This is a genomic window from Rhodococcus sp. IEGM 1409 (assembly GCF_030056735.1).
Taxonomy (GTDB): Bacteria; Actinomycetota; Actinomycetes; order Mycobacteriales; family Mycobacteriaceae; genus Rhodococcus_F.
This window is the reverse complement of the sequence record NZ_JASHKN010000001.1, coordinates 194,773-216,914: the sequence shown is the minus strand read 5'-3', so window position 1 is coordinate 216,914 and position 22,142 is coordinate 194,773. Positions and strand designations below refer to the sequence as shown.

The window sequence follows — 22,142 nt, the reverse complement described above, 5'->3', positions numbered from 1 at the left end:
CATGACAACTTTCAGTCTGAACGTTCCCAATTTCGGCACCACTCTCGCGGCGGACTCCTACGGGAAACTTGTGCAGGTCTGTCAGAGCGCGGAAGCTGCCGGCTTCGACCGGGTCCTCGTTACCGATCACGTGGTGATGGGCTCGGACAACTCGGCGTACACGTGGTCGGCGTTTCCCACCGAGCCTGACGCCAACTGGCTCGAACCGCTGACCGTGCTGGCTTTTGTTGCCGGACAGACAAAAACGATTCGCCTGGGTACCGGAATCGTCATCGCCGCACTGCGCGGGGGAGCGGTACTGGCCAAAACTGCCGCGACACTCGATCTGCTCTCCGGCGGCCGCCTCGACCTGGGCGTCGGAACCGGTTGGCAGGAACGCGAATACGAAGCTGTCGGTATGGATTTCGGTAAACGCGGACCCCTGCTCGACGACGCTCTCGCGGTGTGCCGGGCCCTGTGGAGTTCGGCGCCCGCAAGCATCGACACTCCTCGACTGAAATTCGATGACGTGTACTGCGCGCCCCGGCCGTCTGCAGGAATCCTGATCTGGGTGTCGGGTTCACTCTCCAAAGCAGTCGTACGACGCGTCGCAACCTGGGGCGACGGGTGGATTCCGATCATGGGCGCCGTCGACGACGACTTGTGTGAAGGGATCAACGTCATCGGCAAGGCAATGACAGATCTCGGACGCGATCCGGCGGAACTGCAGATTCGTGGGCGATTGACCGTCGTTCGCGGGTCTGACGGCTCGATCGACCTCCCGGCGACGATGCTCGGCACCGAACAGCTGCTCGAATCCGGTGCTACCGATGTGCTGGTTGCGCTGGCAGCAGTTGATCCCGACCCGGATGCGGCGATGGCGGAGTTCGGCGAGCTGGTGGCGGCCTTCGCGAAGGTGACCCGCTGACCATCGCGTCGAGGCGGTAGTTCTATCGTGCGAAGTGTTGTAGTGCAGCCTGATCGAGGAGAGAACACATGACCGAGAGCATCGTCGTGGATACGAGCCTGGAAGCGTTGCTCGATGCCCGGATCAGCTGCCGCGCCTACGAGGACCGCCAGGTGCCGCGTGAGGTGATCGAGGAGATCCTTCGGTTGGCGCAGAAGACGCCGTCATGGTGCAACACGCAACCGTGGCAGGTCGCGATCACGGAAGGGGAGGGCACCGAACGATTCCGCGCCGGCCTCGGTGAGTACGTGATGGCCAACGCCCAGGAGTCGGACTTCGAGTTCCCACGCCAATATCAGGGCATCTACAAGTCGCGTCGTTTCGACTGCGCGATGGCGCTGTATTCGAGCGTCGGAATCGAGCACGGTGACCGCGCCGGGTCCGCGGCGCAGACGATGAAGAATTTTGAGCTCTTCGGTGCTCCCCACGTCGCGATCATCACCACCGACGAGGCATTGGGCACCTACGGAGCCGTCGACTGCGGGTTGTACGTGAACAGCTTCCTGCTCGCGGCGCAGAGTCTGGGTGTGGCCACCATTCCGCAGGCGGCGCTCGCAGGCAGTTCCAAGTTCATCCACGAACACTTCGGCATCGACGACACTCGCAAGGTCGTCTGCGCAATCTCGTTCGGATACCCCGACACCGACCACCCGGTGAACGGATTCCGCACCGAACGCGAAACTGTCGACAACGTCGTGCAGTGGATGTCGAACTGACGGGATGTCGAACTGATCACCTGCTGGTCGGGGGATTGAGTGTTGCGTAGTTCCACCTGAAAGACTGGTGGCATGTCCGACACACCCGAACTGTTCGATCGTCTGCGCCGATTCCCCGATGTCGAGGCACCAAATCTCTTTGCCGTCGACGCGGCCGATCGCCTGATCCTCGACGAGGCCGCCGACGCTCTGGCCGCCGCGCCGGCAAACTCCGTCGTCGTGATCGGCGATCACTACGGTGCGCTCACCGCCGGCGTTGCCGTGGTTCACGGAATTGTCGGTGTGCGGGTTCATCAGGATCCGCTCACCGGAGAGCTGGCACTCGCGAACAATGCGCGCGAACTCGGCTTCAACGACGCCTTCGCGTCCCACGGACTGGACGAGGCGTTGCTCAGCGGTGCCCGCGTCGTGCTCATGCAATTGCCGCGTAGCCTCGCCGAACTCGCCGAGATCGCTCAACTGATCGCACTCCATGCCGACCCGGCGGTACGGGTTTTTGCCGGCGGGCGGGACAAGCACATCACCCCGGCGATGAACAAGGTTCTCGGCGAATCGTTTTCCGACGTCAGCGCCTCACGTGGGCGCCAAAAGTCGCGCGTACTCAAAGCGTCGGGACCCAAGGCCGATGTTGCCGTCACGTTCCCGTTGACCGAACGCCTCGACGAGTTCGATCTCGACGTCGTGGCTCACGGCACAGTGTTTGCCGGTGCGAGCTTGGACATCGGCACCCGGCTGTTGCTGGAGAACCTCGGAAAAATCGCGGTCGACCCGTTGAGCGATGTGATCGATCTGGGTTGCGGCAGCGGCATTCTCGCGACGGCGATCGCACGCAAGTTCCCGGAGGTCCACGTGATCGCGACGGATCAGTCCTCGGCAGCTGTCGCTTCGTCGTTGGCGACCGCGTCCGCAAACGGCGTCGGCGATCGGGTGAGCGGTCTGCGCGACGACGCGATGAGCTCGCTGCCCGACGCGAGCACGGATCTGGTTCTGTTGAACCCGCCGTTCCACGTCGGCGCGGCGGTTCACACCGGCGGAGCACTCAAGATGTTCGAAGCCGCCGGTCGTGTCCTGCGCCCAGGAGGGGAGCTGTGGACTGTCCACAACGCGCATCTGGGTTATCGCGAACCTCTGAAAGCCGCGGTAGGTCCCAGTGAGGCGATGGCGAAGAACGCGAAGTTCATCGTGATGAAGTCGGTCAAACCGTCCTAGTATCGAAAAGGGAAGAGTGTTGACCTTCCGGAAACGCGCCGGGAACTACCGCGGATGCTTCGACGTTGTAAATTACGAGTGCTTTACTTTTAGTTAGGTACACGGACCGTGTCGGAAACTCGGATCCGTCCGGCGAACCCGCGACGCACCCGTCGTAGGCCACCACGATGAAGGGATGATCACGGTGCGCACCACCAGCAACCCGGTGTTCCGCAATCTGCCCAAGCAAGAGGGCAACGGATACGCCTCGTTCGGATCTGCGACGGCGGGCGCCTCGCAGGCAACCCAGCAGTTCGGTCAGCCGCAGTACGCTCCGGCTGAGCCGTACCAGACCGGTCCCACCTCGCGGGCCATGACGATCGACGACGTCGTCACCAAGACGGGCATCACGCTCGGTGTGCTGTCAGTTACCGCACTGATTTCTTACTTCCTCGTGAACAACAATCCCAGCCTCGCGACGCCTTTCGTGATTGTCGGCGGACTGGTCGGCCTTGTTCTGGTGTTGGTGGCCACGTTCGGGCGCAAGATGGACAGCCCGGTAATCGTGCTGGCGTATGCAGCGTTCGAGGGCCTCTTTCTCGGCGCGCTGTCGTTCATGTTCACGTTTCCGATCGAGGCTGCCGGCGGTGCAGAGGCTTCGACGCTGATCGCCCAAGCTGTTCTCGGTACCTTCGGTGTGTTCTTCGGCATGCTGGTGGTTTACAAGACCGGCGCGATTCGCGTTACGCCGCGTCTGACGCGAATGATCATCGGTGCGTTGATCGGTGTTGTCGTTCTGGCACTCGGTAACCTCGTGGCCAGTTTCTTCATCGATGGTGGACTGGGACTGCGCGACGGTGGCCCGATTGCCATCATCTTCAGCCTCGTGTGCATCGGTCTGGCAGCGTTTAGCTTCCTCCTCGACTTTGACGCCGCTGATCAGCTGATCCGAGCACAGGCTCCGGAGAAGGCGGCCTGGGGTGTTGCGCTCGGTCTCACGGTCACACTCGTTTGGCTGTACATCGAGATCCTCCGTCTGCTGAGTTACTTCAGCAGAGACTGACAGGCTCGGTACTACCCGCAAGAAGCTAAAAAGAAGGGCCCCACTCGGGGCCCTTCTTTTGTCGTCGGTGGGCGGTTACGGTGCTTTGATACCTAGCAAATGCTTGGTTTTCAGCGAAGGATGCACAAATGTCGACGAACACCACCGAACCCGTCCTCGTTGCGGATGCCGGAGCAGTGCGAACGCTGACCTTCAACAATCCGAGCCGCCTGAACGCTTTCAACGCAGCCGGCTTTCGAGCGTTGACCAAGGCGCTCGACGACGCGGCGTCGGACGATGCCGTGGCCGTGGTGATCGTCGAGGGCGCAGGCAAGGCATTTTCGAGTGGCGTCGACCTACGGGCGCTCGCCGAACCAGGCACGGACAATGCCGACTTCGGCCGCGCATTCTCGCCGCTGATCGTTGCGTTGGTGGAGTTCCCGAAGCCTTTGATCGCCGCGGTGCACGGCGCCGCCGTCGGCATCGGTCTGACCATGCTGCTCTACTGCGACGTCGTCTACGTTGCCGAGGACGCACGCTTGCGGGCACCGTTCACATCGCTGGGCACGGCGCCCGAAGCAGCCAGTAGTTGGTTGCTGCCCAAGGTGATCGGAACACAGCGCGCGGGCGAACTGATCTTGTCGGCCCGATGGCTCAGCGGCGTCGAAGCGGCTGACTACGGCTTGGCGACCGCAGCGGTACCAGCCGACGAGGTACATGCGCGCGCCCGCGAGAGCGCCGAGCAGATTGCCGCCAACGTCGGACCTGCCGTGCTGGCCGCCAAACGACTGCTCCGTCATGGTTGGGCAGAAGAGGCCCGCGCCGCCGTGCAGCGTGAAGACAACGCTGCGCGAGAGTTGATTCGCGAGTTGGGGAGTTTTGCTCAGAAATTCACCACAACGTGAAACACGACCACATGAAAGCGGCCGCCCGGCAGAAGCCCGGCGGCCGCTTTCGACGTGCTCAGGGGATCAGCTGAGGCGCTCGATCACCATTGCCATGCCCTGTCCGCCGCCGACACACATGGTCTCGACGCCGAAGGTCTTGTCCTGCTCCTGCAGGTTGTTGATCAGGGTGTTGGTGATGCGGGCACCGGTCATACCGAAGGGGTGGCCCAGTGCGATCGCGCCACCGGAGATGTTGAGCTTGTCTTCTTCGATACCCAGTTCGCGAGCGGATCCGAGGACCTGCACGGCGAATGCCTCGTTGATCTCGAACAGGTCGATGTCGGAGATCGACTTGCCGGCGATCTTCAGGGCGTTCTTGACGGCCTGAATCGGGCCGAGGCCCATGATCTCGGGGGACAGGCCCGAGACGCCGGTGGAGACGATGCGAGCGAGCGGGGTCAGGCCGAGTGCCTTTGCCTTGGTGTCGGACATGATCACCAGTGCGGCTGCGCCGTCGTTGAGCGGGCAGGCGTTGCCCGCGGTGACGGTGCCGTCGGGGCGGAAGACGGGCTTGAGGCCGCTGATGCCCTCGTAGGTGGTGCCTGCGCGGGGGCCGTCGTCCTTGGAGACGACGGTGCCGTCGGCGAGGGTGACGGGGGTGATCTCACGCTCGAAGAAGCCGCGAGCGATCGCTTCCTCGGCGCGGTTCTGGCTGCGAACTGCCCAGCGGTCCTGGTCTTCGCGGGTGATGCCGGTGGCGGAAGCGACGTTCTCCGCGGTCTGGCCCATACCCAGGTACACGTCGGGGATCAGGCCCTCTTCGCGAGGATCGGTCCAGGCGACTCCACCTTCGGCGAGCTTGGCGCTGCGAGCCTGCGCTGCGTCGAACAGCGGGTTCTTGGTGTTGGGCAGGCCGTCGGCGTTGCCGGTGATGAAGCTGGAGACGGACTCGACGCCGGCGGAGATGAAGACGTCGCCCTCGCCCGCGCGGATGGCGTGCAGCGCCATGCGGGTGGTCTGCAGCGAGGAGGAACAGTAACGGTTGACCGTGACACCGGGAAGGAAGTCGTAGCCGAGCTGGACGGCGACGACGCGGGCGATGTTGAAGCCCGACTGGCCGGCGGGCTGGCCGCAACCGAGCATGAGGTCGTCGATCTCGGTGGGGTCGAGCTCGGGGATCTTTGCCAACGCGGCGGCAACCATCTGAGTTGCGAGGTCATCCGGGCGGATGTCCTTGAGCGAACCCTTCATTGCGCGGCCGATGGGCGACCGTACTGCTGAGACGATTACTGCCTCGGGCATGAAAACTCCTTTTGTGTACTGCTCGCGGGCGGCTTGAAACGCCGTCGAGCAGGGCAAGTTGAATGCAGCTTCGACTTACAATTTACGTTGCCACTCCCAGATGGTGGTCACGCAGTCTCACTCAGTTGACGTCGGGGCGCTGACCTGCGGGTTTGGTGCGTCGCGCGAAGGCTTTCCACTGGGTTGCCGCCGCTGTCAGTCGGGCCGCGACGGTGCGAGCTTGTGCCGCCTCCGAGACGTGGGGGAGTTCGGGTAGCGGGCCACCCTGCCACTCATCCAGAGCTGACGCGAGGACCGGGACGATCTGCTTTGCTGCGAGTTCGTATCCGGCTGCGGACGGGTGGAAACGGTCGGCGGAGAACATCGTGTCGGGCGAGGCCAGGAACTCCTTGGCCAGCAGGTCTGCAAGTGGAACGGGATGACCCCCGGCGTTTCTGGTCGCGGCCGCCTGGGCGAGCGCGAGGCGATGACCCCATTCGCGCACCACGGAGCGCAGAGGTTGTGGGATGGCTGTGACCACTCCCAGATCCGGGCAGGTACCGACAACAACGACGGCGCCGCTCTCGCGTAAGCGTCGTACTGCGTCACCGAGGCGTTTTGCCGAAGCGCGAATTGCGTTCTTCGCGGTGACGTCGTTGGCGCCGATCAGGATCACCGCAGCGTCCGGGGGAGGGCCGGCAACGAACACGGCGTCGACCTGCCCGCTCAACCCGCGTGAGGTGGCGCCGCCGATAGCCTTGGTACTCAAACGGATTCGTTTCCCGGTTTCACTCGCGAGCAGCTTCGCGACCTGCACACCCGGAACTTCCGACGCCGTCAGAGCGCCGACGCCGGCCGCCGACGAATCGCCGAAGATCATCAAGTGGAGATCGAAGGGCACGCCCCGCCACCAGGGTTCCGGGTTGTCGGCGCCGGGTGCGTACACCCCGTCCGCCTCGGGTGGCTTGGCGATATTGCGACCGATCACCCCACGCGCCGCACCTGCCTGCGACATCAGATAGTTGTAGCCCAACCAGGAGAGCGTGCCTGCACTCGATCCGGCCACCACCGTGGCCACCGACGCTTTCAGACCGGTTCGACTCACACTTGCCAATCTAGCCGGATTGCACCGCCTTCGCCCGACGTCCGCGCGCACCGTTTTCTTCTATCTGGGAACATGGACGAATGCGCATCGCGGAACACGTCGTCGACCTCATCGGCAACACCCCACTCGTCAAGCTCACGTCCGTCACGGGCGAAAACTTCGGCACGGTGGCAGCCAAGGTCGAGTACCTCAACCCGGGCGGTAGCTCCAAGGACCGCATCGCCGTCAAGATGATCGACGCAGCCGAGGCTTCGGGTGAACTGAAGCCGGGCGGCACCATCGTCGAACCGACTTCGGGCAATACCGGAATCGGCTTGGCGCTCGTGGCGCAAAAGCGTGGATACAAGTGCGTTTTCGTCTGCCCCGACAAGGTCAGCGAAGACAAGCGCAACGTCCTGCGTGCCTACGGCGCCGAGGTGGTCGTGTGCCCCACGGCAGTCGCGCCGGACAACCCGAACAGCTACTACAGCGTCTCCGACCGCCTCACCCGTGAGATCCCCGGCGCCTGGAAGCCCAACCAGTACTCCAACCCGGGCGGCCCCGAGAGCCATTACGAGACCACCGGCCCCGAGATCTGGGCCGACACCGACGGCAAGATCACGCACTTCGTCGCGGGCGTCGGCACCGGCGGAACCATCACCGGCACCGGCCGCTACCTCAAGGAAATGTCGGGCGGCAAGGTCAAGGTCATCGGCGCAGACCCGGAAGGCTCCGTCTACTCCGGCGGCACCGGGCGCCCGTACCTGGTCGAGGGCGTCGGCGAAGACTTCTGGCCGACTGCATACGATCCGTCGATCCCGGACGAGATCATCGCGGTCTCCGACGCGGATTCCTTCGAGATGACGCGTCGCCTCGCCCGAGAAGAGGGCCTGCTGGTCGGCGGTTCCTGCGGTATGGCCGTCGTCGCTGCCCTCGAAGTAGCCAAGCGCGAGGGCCCCGACGCCCTGATCGTCGTCCTCCTCCCGGACGGTGGCCGCGGTTACCTGTCCAAGATCTTCAACGATCAGTGGATGGCGTCGTACGGATTCCTGCGCACCCCACTGGACGGCAAGACGAACGTCCCCACCGTCGGCGACGTTCTGCGCGGCAAGTCGGGCGAGCTGCCGGACCTCGTACACACCCACCCGTCGGAGACCCTGCGCGACGCGATCGAGATCCTGCGCGAGTACGGCGTGTCCCAGATGCCCGTCGTCGGTGCGGAACCGCCGGTCATGGCAGGCGAGGTCGCCGGAAGTGTGTCCGAGCGAGATCTGTTGAGCGCGGTATTCGAAGGCCGTGCGCACCTTGCGGATTCCGTCGAGAAGCACATGAGCAAGCCGTTCCCGCTCATCGGTTCCGGCGAGCCGGTCTCGGCTGCGACGAAGGCGCTCGGTGACACCGACGCACTCATGGTCGTAGACGACGGCAAGCCGGTCGGTGTCATCACGCGCCACGATCTCCTGGGTTTCCTGAGTTCGGATTCCTGAGTTCGGATTCCTGCGCCGGCACCGGCGCCATTAGGCTGGGGATCATGAGTGAGCAACGCAGCAAGGCCGACAACATCAGCTGGCAGGGTTTCTCCACGAAAGCGGTGCATGCGGGTTACGAACCCGATCCGCTGACCGGTGCGGTCAACGTGCCGATCTACGCAAGTTCCACCTTCGCCCAAGACGGCGTCGGTGGAATGCGCAGTGGCTTCGAGTACGCGCGAACGGGTAACCCCACCCGTCGCCCGCTCGAAGCGAACCTCGCCGCGCTCGAATCCGGAACCTACGGTCGAGCGTTCAGTTCGGGAATGGCGGCCACCGACTGCCTGCTCCGTTCGGTACTTCGACCCGGCGATCACCTCGTCATCCCGGACGACGCGTACGGCGGAACCTTCCGTCTCATCGACAAGGTCTTCACGCAGTGGGGGATCGAGTACACCCCGGCTCCGGTGTCCGACGTCGATGCAGTGCGCGCGGCGATGAAGTCCAACACCAAGCTGGTCTGGGTCGAGACCCCCACGAACCCGCTGCTCAACATCGGTGACATCGAGCTCCTCACCGAGGTCGCCCACGAAGGCAACGCAAAGATCGTGGTGGACAACACTTTCGCGTCGCCGTACCTGCAGCAGCCGCTGCAGCTCGGTGCCGACATCGCGCTGCACTCCACGACCAAGTACATCGGTGGACACTCCGACGTGGTCGGTGGCGCTCTCGTCTGCAACGACGAAGAACTGGACACGGCCTTCGCGTTCCTGCAGAACGGATCAGGCGGCGTTCCCGGCCCGTTCGACGCGTTCCTGACGTTGCGCGGAATCAAGACACTGGCGCTGCGCATGGAGCGTCACAGCGACAACGCGGAGAAGGTCGTCGAGTTGCTCGACGGTCACCCCGCTGTTGCCAGCGTCATTTACCCCGGCCTGGCTTCGCACCCGTCGCACAAGGTCGCGGCCAAGCAGATGCGACGCTTCGGTGGCATGATCTCCGTGCGTCTCAAGGGTGGCAAGGCGGCAGCTCTCGACCTGTGCTCGCGCACCGAGATCTTCACGCTGGCAGAATCTCTCGGCGGAGTCGAATCCCTCATCGAGTTCCCCGGTGCGATGACCCACGCCTCGACGGCCGGTTCCGCGCTCGAGGTTCCCGACGATCTGGTTCGCCTGTCGGTCGGCATCGAGGACGCCTCCGATCTGGTCGGCGACATCGAGCAAGCGCTGTCCTGATCTTCGCTCTACGGTAATTCGAATTCGAACCTGCAGTGCGCCTTCACACCTCACGAGGGTGTGGAGGCGCACTTTCTGGAGGCATGCGTGAATCTCGAACAGATAAAGGCTGCACAGCAACTTCTCGCCCCGGTCATGCGCCGCACCCCGGTGGTGGCTTCGCGAGTGTTGTCTGAAACCACCGGCTTCACCGTGAGTTTGAAATGTGAAAACCTGCAACGCACCGGCTCTTTCAAGCCGCGCGGTGCCTACAACCGCATCGCCAATCTGTCCGCGGAGGAACGAGCAGCGGGAGTGGTCGCGGCCAGCGCCGGCAACCACGCGCAGGGAGTTGCCTGGTCTGCAACAGAATTGGGAATCAAGTCGACGGTCTTCATGCCGACCGGTGCGCCGCTGCCGAAGTTGGTGGCCACCAAGGCATATGGGGCCCAGGTTCACCTGCACGGTTCGACTGTCGACGAAGCGCTCGTGGCCGCTCGCGAATTCGCGGATAGAACCGGCGCGGTCCTGGTCCACCCGTTCGACCACGAAGACGTCGTCGCGGGGCAGGGCACGGTGGGCCTGGAAATCCTCGAGCAACTCCCCGAGGTGGGCACGATCCTCGTTCCGACCGGCGGCGGTGGATTGATCGCCGGAGTGGCGGCAGCAGTCAAAGCTGTACGCCCGCAGGTGCGCATCGTCGGAGTGCAGGCCGAAACTGCGGCCGCCTGGCCGGCGTCGTTGGCGGCCGGGAAGCCGACGGCCTTGGCGTCGATGTCGACGATGGCAGACGGTATCGCCGTGGGCTGCCCTGGCGAGGTTCCGTTCGCCGAGGTTGCCGCACACGTTGACGCCGTGGTGACGGTCAGCGAGGAAGCGTTGTCCAAAGCGCTGCTGTTGTGCCTCGAACGCGCCAAGCTGATCGTCGAACCGGCAGGCGTCGCGGCCGTTGCGGCGTTGATGACGTGCTCGCCGGAGGAGTTGGGACTGACCGGGCCGGTATGCGCTGTGCTCTCCGGTGGCAACATCGATCCGCTGCTGCTCACGCACGTCATCTCACACGGGCTGCGGGCAGCCGGACGGTTCCTCGGCGTTCACATCACGATCGACGATCGGCCGGGCGCGCTGGTGTCGCTGCTCGAGGTGGTTCGGGCGAACGGTGCCAGCGTGGTCGACGTCATCCACTCCCGTACCGGTGGCGAACTTGCACTCGACGAAGTGGAAGTCTTCCTCACCGTCGAGACGCGTGGTCCGGACAACAAGACGGAACTTCTGACGGCCTTCGACCGCGCCGGCTACGCAGTACGCCTGCAGAACTGACGCGACTTACTCGTCAGGCCAGCCGCCCAGAACCGTCACGCGGAACTCCTGGTCGACCAGCCTGGCGGGTACGTCGAGTTGATGTAGCCAGTCGATGGCCGAACCGCCCATGCCAACCGCAACACGACTCAGTGCGGCGGCCTGGGCGCACGACGATGCAATCACCGACACCGTGCGCCACATCGGCGTCGCGGTCGATTCGCGATGCAGTGGTTTGACGGTGCTGGCTGTCGCGATCCCGCAGTCGGACGGGAGACCTACCTGGCATGTCGGATCTCCAGGTAGGTCTTGAACCTGAATCTGCCAACCGTCTTCCGGTGCCGGGCCGGCAACTGCGATGTCGCCGCCGAGGCCGACCAACACTCCGCACCCGAGAAGCGTGGCGGTGGACGCCGCGCAGTGGTCCGCTGAACTGGCGCGGGCCGTCGCGGACAGGTCGAGGACGACGTCGTCCGGGCTGTACACACGGTTGTTCTCGACGCGAATCTTCCACCAGGAGTGAGGATCTGCCGAGCCGGCCGTAGGCGTGAGTTTTCCGTCGGTCAGTCGTGCGACAGCCAACGCGTCCTCGAGAAAGTGCGCGAACATCGGCGTCACCCCGACGCCCTCGACGTTGCTTGCGGCGCTGACGTAGGTACGAATCTCGGAGTCGGCACGATCTCGATTGGTGGCGGCGTCGGCAGCGGTGAGGTACCCACGAACCAGGCTGGCAGCGGAGGGCAGGACTTCAGGGTCGGTCACGACGACCCGAGCCTGCACGCCCCAGGTGAGCCACTCGGTGGCCGAGCGCGGAGTGCTCACGAACCGTTGGAGACGGCGTCCGGGGTTCCGAATCCGGCGACCACGACGGGCCGCTTCGCTACGGGATTTTTGGTGTGAGAAGCCGAGGTGTCCGGCGCGAGTGCCGTGGCCGTGGGAGAAGAAACGAGAGAAAGTCCGCCGCTTGCGAGTGCTCCCGCCACAGCCGTGGCTGCGAGGGCGAGGCGAACGGGTCGATACACCGTAGTGCGTCCCCGGGCGGGTCGTGGCCGATCGTCGCTCATGCACTCAGCTTGCACTCCGAACCTGAGAAAAGCCTTGGCGTCTGTAGTCATTTGCGTAACGTCCACCGAGATAAATGAGACATTGGTTACAGGAGTTGCGAGACTTAGCCGCGTCGAATGCATGTTCGAAAGAGTAGATGTTCGCACCGACAAGTTTCGGGTACGACGACATACATGGATTTTCAGAGGTTTATCGGAGGTTCGGATGGCAGTCGGTGTCCTGGCGATCGCTGTGTCGATCGGCACCGCACTGGGCGTGATGAGTGGAACTCTCGGCGCGCCCGCTCGAGTCGAGAAGAACGAGTCTTCGAATGCTGCAGTCTCACTTGCAGCCTGGAACGGGCCGGCACGAACACAGGACACACCTGAGGGAATCGTGCCTTCCGTACCTTCCAACTTTCCGGGAGCGACGTTGGCGCCCGTGGGAGCGGTGGCAGTGTTCGCGCCGTGGATCAAGAAGGCCGGTGCTCTCTGCTCGGAGATCACGCCCGCGGTGATCGCTTCGCTGTACTCGGTCGAGAACGGATTCAAGTACGGACCCGATACCGACATCTCACCTGAAGGAGGACGCGGACCTGGTCGCTTCACCACCGCGGCGTGGACTGCCTATGGCAAAGACGGTGACGGCGACGGGAAGATGGACATCCTGGGTGTCGCTGATCCGGTGATGACAACCGGCTACCGGTTGTGCGATCTCGTGAAGCAAGCGCAGTCCTGGCAGAAATCAGGTGAAGTCGAGGGCGATACCGTCGACCTTGCGCTCGCGGCATACGACGTCGGACCCGACGCCGTTCGTGAAGCGGGCGGCGTTCCGGCAGACAAGTCAGGCGACGTTCCCGCCGAGCAGGCGGTCGCCGCTCCTTTTGTCGCCCAGATCAAATCGTTGCAGGACTCGTTCGCTCTGATGCTCGCACCCTTCGACTACAACAACCTCGCCGCTGCGGTGGGCGGCGTCGTCGAGGCCGGTCTGAAGTTTCTCGGATTGCCCTACGTGTGGGGCGGCGGAAACGTCAACGGGCCGTCGATGGGCGGGTTCGACTGCTCGGGACTGACGTCGTACGCGATCCACGCGGCAACTGGCGTGACTCTGCCGCGGACCTCCGAGACGCAGTGGGGCGTCGGCGTCGAGATCCCGCTGGATCAGGCGCAGCCCGGTGACCTGTTGTTCGGCAACTGGCAGGCAGGCGGCCCCGGCCACGTGGCGATCTACGTCGGCAACGGCCAGATGCTTCACGCACCCACGTTCGGTGACGTCGTGAAGGTCGGCCCGATCTTCGCCGGAATGAAGGCTCGCCGCGTGGTGTGAGTGCGCCGGAACTGCAAGAAGCGCCACCCGACCGAGTCGGGTGGCGCTTCTTTTCAGAGCTGGTACAGCAGATCAGCTGTGGTAAGGCTCCGCGCTCAGCAGCGTGACCTTCATGGTGCTGCCGTTGGGCAGGTTGTACTCACGCGTGTCGCCGACCTTGGCTTCGAGCAGTGCGCCGCCCAGCGGTGAGTTCGGGGAGTAAACCTCGAGCTTGGCGTCACGTGCGCCTTCTTCGCGAGTAGCGATGAGGAACGTCTCGGTGTCACTCTCGTCGCCGTCGTAGTAGACCTTGACTACGGATCCGGGCAGTGCAACACCGGACTGCGTGGGGGCTTCGCCGACCTTGGCGCTGTTCAGCAGCTCCTGGAGCTGGCGAATGCGGGCTTCCTGCTGACCCTGCTCTTCGCGGGCAGCGTGGTAGCCGCCGTTCTCTTTCAGGTCACCCTCTTCGCGACGCTCGTTGATCTCGGCGGCGATGACAGGGCGATTGGCGATGAGCTGGTCGAGTTCGTTCTTGAGCCTGTCATGTGATTCCTGGGTAAGCCAGGTCACCTGGGTCTCGGTCATCTCGATCACTCCCTAGTAGTCGGAGCCGGGGGCTCCCTCGACGATCACTGCAACAGCAGCGAACAACGACTCGGAAAGCACCACCAGGGGTGCAACCTTGCCGTCAAACCTTGCGTCAATGCAGCAATACACGGTTCCACCCGGAACCGTGTATCGGGCAATTCTATCACGCAGGACTACCCGCCCTGTCCGGCGCCAAACGTCCGGCAGGGTGGGTGCGTCCGAGGTCAGCTCTTGGTCAGATACTCCGGAACGTCGAAGCTGCAGCCGTAGACGTCGGCCATGCCTGGCGGCTGGGACGTCTTGACCTCGGTGTTGAAATCGAGGGTCTGATGTTCCGAAGGCGGGACGTAGACCTCCCGTCGACCGGTTTCGGAGCCGTCCTTCGAGCGGGCGCGCACGATGCACATCGCTTCACGTGACGAATCGTCGCGCGTGACGGTGAAGCGGATCTTCACCGTGGCATCGTTGGCGATGTCGAACGAGATGGTCTCGGTCTCGATTTCCTTGACTGCGAATTTTCCGTACGCGTAGTACGCGATTCCGCCGCCGACGACGATGACGAGAGCGGTCAGAGCCCACACCATCCACTTGCGGGGACTGCCCGTGCGAGTAGTGCTCGGGTACCGATCTTGGGGAAGCGGTTTGCTCATCACTCTGCTCTCGAAGACTCGAGTTCACGTGTCGTGCAGCAACTGACTGCGCCCCACCGAACTACTGAAGGGGTCACGGCAGCGCCAGGAACTCTCGGGTGGAACTATAGAGGACGTGTCCCGTCGCGCCGTCGGTAGGTTTGACGGCAGTCGGTACGTTTGACGGCAAAGGCTCGGAGCAATCCGAGCGGTACACAGCGTGTAAATCGAAGACTGCCGGTGACGGCTACAGGTGAACTGCCGGCAACGGCTCCAGGTGAAGTTGAGGTGAACGAACACGTGAGCGGATTCCGGCTCATGGCCGTCCATGCCCATCCCGACGACGAGTCAAGCAAGGGTGCGGCCACCACCGCCCGTTACGCAGCCGAAGGCCACGAAGTGATGGTCCTGACGCTCACCGGGGGTGAGCGTGGCGACATTCTCAACCCGGCCATGGACGTTCCCGGCGTCCGCGATCGAATCAGCGAAGTCCGCCAGGAGGAGATGGCCGAGGCCGCTCGCATCCTGGGCGTGAAGCAGCGCTGGCTCGGTTTCGTCGATTCCGGACTCCCCGAGGGTGACCCTCTTCCGCCGCTGCCCGAAGGGTGCTTCGCCCTCGTTCCGCTCGAAGAGTCCACGCGCGCTCTGGTCAAGGTGATTCGCGAATTCCGTCCCCACGTCGTCACGACGTACGACGAGAACGGCGGATACCCGCACCCGGACCACATCCGGTGCCACGAGGTGTCGATGGCTGCCTACGAAGCCGCCGCCGATCCCGAATACTTCCCCGAGGACGGGAAACCGTGGGAGATCAAGAAGATCTACTACTCGCACGGATTCATCCGTAAGCGCCTCGAACTCTTCCAGGAGGAGTACGAGCGCCGAGGTGAGCCGTTCCCGATGGCTGACTGGCTCAAGAAGTGGAAGACCGAGCGTGGCGACATGATGGTCCGGGTGACCACTCAGGTCACGTGCGGCGATTACTTTCCTCAGCGTGACGACGCTCTGCGTGCGCACGCGACGCAGATCGATCCCAACGGTTCGTTCTTCGCTGTGCCGCTCGACATTCAGCAGAAGATCTGGCCCACCGAGGAATTCGAGCTCGCCAAGACGCGGGTCACCACGTCCATTCCGGAAACCGACCTGTTCGCAGGTCTCGAAGAGGACGTTCAGAAGTGAATGCTCTGTCCGCCGAGGTAGTTCTCGGCACCACACAATTTCTTGCTCAGACCCCGAGTAATCCATCCGGCCCGGAGTTCGGAAAGTCGTCTCCGGTCGGATTGCTGGTGATTCTTGCGCTGCTCATCGGTGTGATCCTGTTGGTTCGGTCGATGAATCGCCAGCTCAAGAAGCTGCCGGAAACCTTTGAACCGGATCATCCCGAACTCGATCAGCAGGCGGATGAAGGCACCGACCGGGGAGCGATCACAGCTCCGGGCCCGGCGGAACCGAACGTCTCTACCGAGAAGAAGCCGAAGCAAGAATCCTGAGACGGACGAGGTAGCGACGATGGACCCACGGATGCGGAACAACCTGGGTGGGTCCTCGAGCCCCTACCTGCGTCAGCACGCCGACAATCCGGTCCACTGGCAACAGTGGGGCGAAGAAGCGATGGAGTGGGCGCGCGAGCGCAACGTGCCGATCCTCCTCTCGATCGGGTACTCGGCGTGCCATTGGTGCCACGTCATGGCGCACGAGTCGTTCGAGAACGACGAGATCGCGGCGATCATGAACGCGAACTTCGTCTGCGTGAAGGTGGACCGCGAAGAACGTCCGGACATCGACGCCGTCTACATGAACGCGACGGTCGCGATGACCGGTCAGGGCGGCTGGCCGATGACCTGTTTCCTGACTCCCGACGGTTCACCCTTCTACTGCGGCACGTACTACCCGCCGACGCCTCGCGGCGGAATGCCCTCGTTCACACAGCTTCTCGAAGCGATAGCCGACACCTTCACCGATCGGCGCGACGAGGTCGACACCGCGGCACAGTCGATCGTCACGGAACTTCAGCGCGCGTCCGGCGGAATCCCGTACGGCGGCGCGCCCGTCGATGCGGAGCTGCTGGATGCGGCGGGTCTGTCTGTCCTCGGCGACGAGGACATGCCGCGCGGGGGATTCGGCGGGGCACCGAAGTTTCCGCCGTCGGCACTTCTGGAGGGACTGCTCCGACAGTTCGAGCGCACGGGTTCGGGCGAGATTCTCGGCGGCATCGAGCGCACCGCCGAAGCAATGGCACGTGGCGGCATCTACGACCAGTTGGGTGGCGGTTTCTCGCGGTACTCGGTCGATGCCGAGTGGGTGGTTCCGCACTTCGAGAAGATGCTCTACGATAACGCGCTGCTTCTGCGGTTCTACGCGCATTGGGCGCGGCGAACCGGATCGGACCTGGCCACCCGCGTCGCCGCGGAGACCGCAGGGTTCCTGCTCGCCGATCTGCTGACCGAGAACGGTTGCTTCGCTTCGGCTCTCGATGCCGACACCGACGGCGGCGAAGGCCTCACGTACGTATGGACGCCGGCGCAATTGGTCGAGATTCTCGGCGCGGAGGACGGGCAGTGGGCGTCGGAATTGTTCCGGGTCACCGATACCGGCACCTTCGAAGAGGGTGCGTCGGTGCTGCAATTGCTCCGTGATCCCGACGACTGGTCACGCTGGCAGACGGTCTCCGACGCTCTACGCGCCGTCCGGGCTCAGCGTCCACAGCCTGGCCGTGACGACAAAGTGGTGACTGCCTGGAACGGGCTGACCGTCACGGCTTTGACGGAAGCGGGGCTTGCCCTGGACCGGCCCGAGTGGATCGACGCGGCAGCCGAGTGCGCCGGCGCTCTTCTCGACCTTCACCTGGTGGACGGTCATCTGCGCCGCGCTTCCCTCGGCGGGACTGTCGGCGCCCCGACGGCAGTGCTCGAGGATTACGCAGCGCTTGCGACGGGCCTCCTGGCTCTCTACCAGGCAACGGGAACTGCGCGATGGCTCGATGCGGCGCAGCAGCTGCTCGACGTCACTCTCGATCATTTCGCCGATCCGGCTGAGCCGGGAAGCTGGTTCGACACAGCCGATTTCGCGGAGTCTCTCGTTACCCGGCCCCGAGACCCGTTGGACGGCGCGACGCCGTCCGGTGCGTCGAGCGTTGCAGAGGCTCTGTTGACCGCAGCGGCGTTGACCGATGCCGAGCGCTCGTCTCGTTACGCCCAGGCCGCGGCGGACGCGATGGCGAGGGCCACGCTGCCGCTCGAGCGTGCGCCTCGGTCGGCGGGACACTGGCTCGCGGTGGCGGAAGCGTCGTTGCGTGGTCCGATACAGGTGGCCGTCGTCGGTGAAGGTTCGTTGTTGGCCGATGCCCGTCGGCTTGCCCCGGGTGGTGCAGTGGTGGTCGGCGGAGCGCCGGATTCTTCACCGCTGCTTGCAGATCGACCCCTTGTCGACGGTGGTGAAGCCGCGTACATCTGCCGGGGATTCGTGTGCGATCGGCCGGTGACGACGGTGGTGGAACTGGCGAGTCAGTTGAACACGACGAGCCATACCGCGATGTAGTGGCAGATCGCCGCGACGACCGTCGCGGCGTGGAAGAACTCGTGGTGACCGAACGTCGTGGGCCACGGGTTGGGCCATTTTGTCGCGTACAGAATTGCGCCGACGCTGTAGAAGATTCCGCCGACGAGCAGCAGCACCATCGGCGCCACACCGACCTGGTGTGTCAGTTCACCGACCACGGGGACGATCGCCCAGCCGAGGAGCAGGTAGAGCGGGACTCCCACCCATTTCGGGGCGGTAGGCCAGAGCATCTTGAGTGCTACGCCGGCGAGCGCGCCAGCCCACACGATCGCAAGAATGATCTTGCCGGTGTCAGTGGGGAGGCCGAGCATGGCGAACGGTGTGTAGCTGCCGGCGATGAAGAGAAAGATCATCGAATGGTCCGCACGCTTCATCCACGTTCGGCCCTTGACTGTCTGCCACTGGATGCGGTGATACGTCGCGCTGATACCGAAGAGGCCGCAGATCGTGATGCTGTAGATTGCGGTTGCCCAGGCCGCCTTGGCGCCTACCTGAGCGCCCGCCACGGACACGAGAACGATGCCCGCGACGACGGAGACACCGAGCGCCCATAGGTGGATCCAACCGCGCATGCGTGGTTTGACCGGAAGCTCGTCGAGCCCGAATGCCGTCATGTGCAACCCCTCTCGTTCCGTGATGTTGCGAATCGCGTAACCTACGGTACCGTAGGTTACGCACCAGTAGCATAACCTACCTGCAGGTTTTCGACGTGTACAAAAAGCGTGACGGCGCTCGCATGTGGCTGTCACTGCCGGGCGTAGTCTTTGACACCATGGTGATGTCACGGTGAATCTGCGCGGACTGCTGTACAGCATCTACGAGCGACGACTCCTCAGTCATCTCGACGGTCTCGCGCACCCACGGCACGTAGCGGTGATGTGTGACGGAAACCGGCGATGGGCCCGCGAGAACGGCTTCACCGATGTCAGTCACGGGCACCGCATGGGCGCGCTCAAGATCGCCGAATTGCTGGAATGGTGCGACGCCGCCGGAATCGAGATGGCAACCATCTATCTGCTCTCGACCGAGAACCTGCGCCGCGAACCGGAAGAGTTGGACACCCTCCTCGAGATCATCACCGACGTCGTCGAAGAGATCTCCGGGCCCGGCAAGAACTGGAGTGTGCAGATCGTCGGTGCCCTCGATCTTCTGCCCCCCGAGCAGTCCAGGCGATTGCGGGAAGCTGCAGCCGGAACCAGTGGCCGAACCGGAACGCATGTCAACGTCGCGATCGGATACGGCGGACGGCAGGAGATCGCCGACGCCGTCCAATCGCTCCTGCGCGACAAGATCGGTGAAGGTCTGAGCGGAGACGAACTGATCCAGGCCGTCTCGGTCGACGGCATCGACGGTCACCTCTACACGTCGGGGCAGCCCGATCCGGATCTGGTGATCCGCACCTCCGGCGAGCAGCGGCTCTCCGGATTCCTGTTGTGGCAGAGCGCCTATTCGGAGATCTGGTTCACCGAGGCATACTGGCCCGAGTTCCGCCGAGTCGACTTTCTTCGAGCCTTGCGTGACTACGCGGCGCGCCACCGCCGGTTCGGCGCCTGAGCCGGCTCAGAGCTTGCGCAGTCGGAGCCGGTTGATCGTGTGATCGGCGTCCTTGCGCAGTACCAGGGTTGCGCGGGGACGGGTGGGGAGAATGTTCTCCACCAGGTTCGGGTGATTGATCGAGTTCCAGATCTCCTTCGCCGCGATGGTCGCGTCGCGGTCGGAGAGGCCGGAGTAGTGGTGAAAGTGAGCGTTCGGATCGGCGAACGACGTGTTGCGCAGCGCGAGGAACCGCTCGATGTACCAGGCTTCGATGTCCTCGATGCGGGCGTCGACGTAGATCGAGAAGTCGAACAGATCGGAGACCATCAGACGCGGGCCGGTCTGCAGGACGTTGAGGCCCTCGATGATGAGGATGTCCGGCTGGCGGATCAGATGGTACTGGCCCGGGATGATGTCGTACGACGTGTGCGAATACACCGGCGCCGCTACTTCTTCCGCGCCGGACTTGACTTCCGTGACGAAGCGCAACAGCTTGCGACGATCGTAGCTTTCGGGAAAACCCTTGCGGTGCATGATGCCTCGACGCTGGAGCTCCTTGGTTGGATACAGGAATCCGTCCGTGGTGACGAGGTCGACGCGCGGATGGTGATCCCAGCGGGCCAGGAGAGCTTGCAGCACACGAGCTGTCGTGGATTTTCCGACCGCAACCGAACCGGCGACACCGATGACGAAGGGCACCTGACGATCGGGATGCTTCTCACCGAGGAACGTGGCGGTGGCTGCGAACAGTCGTTGGCGCGCCGCCACCTGCAGGTGGATCAGACGTGCGAGGGGGAGATAGACCTCGGCGACCTCTTCGAGATCGATCTGCTCGCCGAGACCACGCAGGCCGTACAACTCGTCCTCGGTCAACACCAGCGGCGTCGACTTACGCAGTGTCCGCCACTGCTTGCGGTCGAACTCGACGTAGGGACTCGACTCGTTGGTGCGCGCCATCAGCCCAGCTCACCGGCACGTAGTGAACCCGGGGCCCGGCGGACGAAACAGCTATGCGAGCAAGCCAGGCGCGTGAGCGCACGATCCGAGTGCATAGTCGGATTGTGCTCGGTGCCACGTCCGGGACTTTCGCCGGGTGGCATTCCGGAGCGAGCGGCTAGGCTCGGTCGTTATGGATCCAGACACACTTGTTCGCCAATATCTGCTGCTCGGACTGGGTTTCGACCGTCTCGAAGACGGGTTCGTCGACGCGTTCACCGGTGACCCCGCGCTGCGTAAGCAGATCGAGAGCGCTCCGAAGCCCGATCCGCGTGAACTTGCCCGCACGGCACGTGAATTGCGGGGCGAGCTTGCCGGAAGTGGTCTGAATGCCGAGCGCGCTCACTTCATCGACGTTCACCTGCGCGCCCTCGAATGCTCCGGACGCAAGTTCGCGGGTGAGGACATCGGCTTCGTGGACGAGGTGGAGGCGTACTTCGACGTACGAATCGAAAAGGGAAACGAGGACGCCTACAGCGACGCTCACCGGTTGATGGGTGAAGTTCTGCCCGGTCCGGGACCGCTGGCCGAGCGGGTGCAGGCGCATCGCAAGGCCGACGAGATCCCCGCCGCGAGACTGAACGAGTGCGTCGAGGCAATGTCGAGTGCGCTGCGTGATCTGGTTCGCGGCACGTTCGGGCTTCCTGCGTCGGAAACCGTCGAATACGAAGTGGTGGGGGACAAGCCGTGGTCCGGCTTCAACTACTACCTCGGTGACTACCGCTCCAAGGTTGCGATCAACTCGGACCTGCCGCAGTTCATGGCCAACCTGCCGCGGCTGATCGCGCACGAGTCCTACCCCGGCCATCACACCGAGCATTGCCGCAAGGAAGCCGGCCTGGTCGGGACCGGCCAACTCGAGCAGACGCTGTTCCTGGTCAACACGCCGCAGTGCATCATGGCCGAAGGACTCGCGGATCTGGCGCTCGAAGCGATCGTCGGCCCGGACTGGGGTTTGTGGGCGCAGGAGATCTACGCCGATCTCGGTTTGTCTTTCGACGGGGAAAAGGCGCAACGGCTCTCCACCGCGTCGGGGCAATTGCTGAGCGTTCGTCAGGACGCCGCTCTGATGTTGCACGACGAGGGCCGCAGCCTCGACGACGTGGCGCTCTTCCTCGAACGGTGGTCGCTGTCGACGCCGGAACGCGCGCGGCAGTCGCTCAAGTTCCTGTCTTCACCGCTGTGGCGGGCCTACACCAGCACGTATGTCGAGGGATACCGGCTGCTCGGGGGCTGGTTGGACGAGGTGCCGGTGGGCGCAGAGCGCACCGAACGCTTCCGCAGGCTGCTCGACGAGCCGCTGGTCCCCAGCTCTCTGCGTGCTGCCTAGTGCCGGGTGGAGACGGCGGGAGCGAAC

The 22,142-nt window shown here is 63.9% G+C and carries 22 protein-coding genes; 14 read left to right on the top strand and 8 right to left on the bottom strand.

Translation table 11 applies throughout. From position 1 onward, the window contains the following. Window position 1 precedes the first annotated feature (1 nt). From QM716_RS01010 to QM716_RS00990, 5 genes are all read left to right on the top strand, one after another. On the top strand, window positions 2-907 hold the full coding sequence (locus QM716_RS01010; RefSeq protein ID WP_283301669.1) for a TIGR03619 family F420-dependent LLM class oxidoreductase: 906 nt from the start codon (window positions 2-4) through the stop codon (window positions 905-907). Window positions 908-975: 68 nt separating this feature from the next. Continuing rightward, the gene (locus QM716_RS01005; protein ID WP_230814204.1) at window positions 976-1,662 is read left to right on the top strand and encodes a nitroreductase; all 687 of its coding nucleotides are present in this window, start codon (window positions 976-978) and stop codon (window positions 1,660-1,662) included. A 72-nt stretch (window positions 1,663-1,734) separates the two neighbouring features. Further along, window positions 1,735-2,871 carry a class I SAM-dependent methyltransferase gene (locus tag QM716_RS01000; protein WP_283301665.1) on the top strand — a complete coding sequence of 379 codons (1,137 nt, stop codon included), beginning with the start codon at window positions 1,735-1,737 and terminating at the stop codon, window positions 2,869-2,871. 184 nt (window positions 2,872-3,055) lie between these two features. Next, entirely contained in the window at window positions 3,056-3,913 is an 858-nt protein-coding gene (locus QM716_RS00995; protein ID WP_283301663.1) for a Bax inhibitor-1/YccA family protein, read from the top strand. Between the two features lie 128 nt (window positions 3,914-4,041). Further along, complete coding sequence (locus tag QM716_RS00990; protein WP_283301661.1) at window positions 4,042-4,797, top strand: enoyl-CoA hydratase/isomerase family protein; 756 nt, start codon at window positions 4,042-4,044, stop codon at window positions 4,795-4,797. Between the two features lie 66 nt (window positions 4,798-4,863). On the opposite strand, the gene QM716_RS00985 is transcribed toward QM716_RS00990, so the two are convergent. Both QM716_RS00985 and QM716_RS00980 read right to left on the bottom strand, forming a co-directional pair. Beyond that, a complete protein-coding gene (locus QM716_RS00985) occupies window positions 4,864-6,081 on the bottom strand; it encodes an acetyl-CoA C-acetyltransferase (RefSeq protein WP_019744600.1) in 1,218 nt (405 codons plus the stop codon). 121 nt (window positions 6,082-6,202) lie between these two features. Then, the gene (locus QM716_RS00980) at window positions 6,203-7,174 is read right to left on the bottom strand and encodes an SGNH/GDSL hydrolase family protein (protein ID WP_502941929.1); all 972 of its coding nucleotides are present in this window, start codon (window positions 7,172-7,174) and stop codon (window positions 6,203-6,205) included. A 71-nt stretch (window positions 7,175-7,245) separates the two neighbouring features. Here QM716_RS00980 and QM716_RS00975 point away from each other — a divergent pair, with 71 nt between their 5' ends. The 3 genes from QM716_RS00975 to ilvA all read left to right on the top strand — a co-directional run bounded on the left by QM716_RS00975 (window position 7,246) and on the right by ilvA (window position 11,147). Next, window positions 7,246-8,631, top strand: a complete 1,386-nt coding sequence (locus QM716_RS00975; protein WP_283301657.1) for a cystathionine beta-synthase — start codon at window positions 7,246-7,248, stop codon at window positions 8,629-8,631. 44 nt (window positions 8,632-8,675) lie between these two features. Then, a complete protein-coding gene (locus tag QM716_RS00970) occupies window positions 8,676-9,848 on the top strand; it encodes a cystathionine gamma-synthase (RefSeq protein ID WP_230814198.1) in 1,173 nt (390 codons plus the stop codon). Between the two features lie 135 nt (window positions 9,849-9,983). Beyond that, window positions 9,984-11,147: a threonine ammonia-lyase gene (gene ilvA / locus QM716_RS00965; protein WP_283303013.1), complete on the top strand. Its 1,164-nt coding sequence runs from the start codon at window positions 9,984-9,986 to the stop codon at window positions 11,145-11,147. Window positions 11,148-11,153: 6 nt separating this feature from the next. Here ilvA and QM716_RS00960 read toward each other — a convergent pair whose 3' ends face one another. Together QM716_RS00960 and QM716_RS00955 are read right to left on the bottom strand one after the other, a co-directional pair. Further along, window positions 11,154-11,948, bottom strand: coding sequence for an FAD:protein FMN transferase (locus tag QM716_RS00960; protein WP_283301654.1), 795 nt, complete (start codon window positions 11,946-11,948; stop codon window positions 11,154-11,156). Further along, a complete protein-coding gene (locus QM716_RS00955; protein ID WP_153211881.1) occupies window positions 11,945-12,190 on the bottom strand; it encodes a hypothetical protein in 246 nt (81 codons plus the stop codon). The genes QM716_RS00960 and QM716_RS00955 overlap by 4 nt, the downstream gene beginning before the upstream one ends. Window positions 12,191-12,395: 205 nt before the next feature. Between QM716_RS00955 and QM716_RS00950 the strand changes: the two genes are divergently transcribed. Further along, entirely contained in the window at window positions 12,396-13,496 is a 1,101-nt protein-coding gene (locus QM716_RS00950; protein WP_283301652.1) for a C40 family peptidase, read from the top strand. A gap of 72 nt (window positions 13,497-13,568) precedes the next feature. On the opposite strand, the gene greA is transcribed toward QM716_RS00950, so the two are convergent. Next, window positions 13,569-14,063 carry a transcription elongation factor GreA gene (gene greA, locus QM716_RS00945; protein ID WP_007726385.1) on the bottom strand — a complete coding sequence of 165 codons (495 nt, stop codon included), beginning with the start codon at window positions 14,061-14,063 and terminating at the stop codon, window positions 13,569-13,571. Between the two features lie 227 nt (window positions 14,064-14,290). After that, window positions 14,291-14,716, bottom strand: coding sequence for a DUF4307 domain-containing protein (locus QM716_RS00940; RefSeq protein ID WP_283301650.1), 426 nt, complete (start codon window positions 14,714-14,716; stop codon window positions 14,291-14,293). Window positions 14,717-14,995: 279 nt separating this feature from the next. Here QM716_RS00940 and mca point away from each other — a divergent pair, with 279 nt between their 5' ends. From mca to QM716_RS00925, 3 genes are read left to right on the top strand one after another with little or no spacing between them, the layout of a single operon-like run. Then, complete coding sequence (gene mca, locus QM716_RS00935) at window positions 14,996-15,874, top strand: mycothiol conjugate amidase Mca (protein ID WP_283303011.1); 879 nt, start codon at window positions 14,996-14,998, stop codon at window positions 15,872-15,874. After that, the gene (locus QM716_RS00930; protein WP_283301649.1) at window positions 15,871-16,185 is read left to right on the top strand and encodes a hypothetical protein; all 315 of its coding nucleotides are present in this window, start codon (window positions 15,871-15,873) and stop codon (window positions 16,183-16,185) included. The genes mca and QM716_RS00930 overlap by 4 nt, the downstream gene beginning before the upstream one ends. Before the next feature lie 19 nt (window positions 16,186-16,204). Beyond that, a complete protein-coding gene (locus QM716_RS00925; RefSeq protein WP_283301647.1) occupies window positions 16,205-18,232 on the top strand; it encodes a thioredoxin domain-containing protein in 2,028 nt (675 codons plus the stop codon). On the opposite strand, the gene trhA is transcribed toward QM716_RS00925, so the two are convergent. After that, on the bottom strand, window positions 18,199-18,867 hold the full coding sequence (gene trhA, locus QM716_RS00920; protein ID WP_230814192.1) for a PAQR family membrane homeostasis protein TrhA: 669 nt from the start codon (window positions 18,865-18,867) through the stop codon (window positions 18,199-18,201). The genes QM716_RS00925 and trhA overlap by 34 nt on opposite strands. A gap of 172 nt (window positions 18,868-19,039) precedes the next feature. Between trhA and QM716_RS00915 the strand changes: the two genes are divergently transcribed. Beyond that, window positions 19,040-19,807 (top strand): isoprenyl transferase, encoded by a 768-nt coding sequence (locus QM716_RS00915; protein ID WP_283301644.1) that lies wholly within the window; start codon window positions 19,040-19,042, stop codon window positions 19,805-19,807. A 6-nt stretch (window positions 19,808-19,813) separates the two neighbouring features. Here the strand turns inward: QM716_RS00915 and coaA are convergent, their stop codons facing one another. After that, window positions 19,814-20,746, bottom strand: coding sequence for a type I pantothenate kinase (coaA, locus tag QM716_RS00910; protein WP_230814191.1), 933 nt, complete (start codon window positions 20,744-20,746; stop codon window positions 19,814-19,816). 172 nt (window positions 20,747-20,918) lie between these two features. Between coaA and QM716_RS00905 the strand changes: the two genes are divergently transcribed. Next, window positions 20,919-22,115: a DUF885 domain-containing protein gene (locus QM716_RS00905; RefSeq protein WP_283301641.1), complete on the top strand. Its 1,197-nt coding sequence runs from the start codon at window positions 20,919-20,921 to the stop codon at window positions 22,113-22,115. Window positions 22,116-22,142 lie beyond the last annotated feature (27 nt).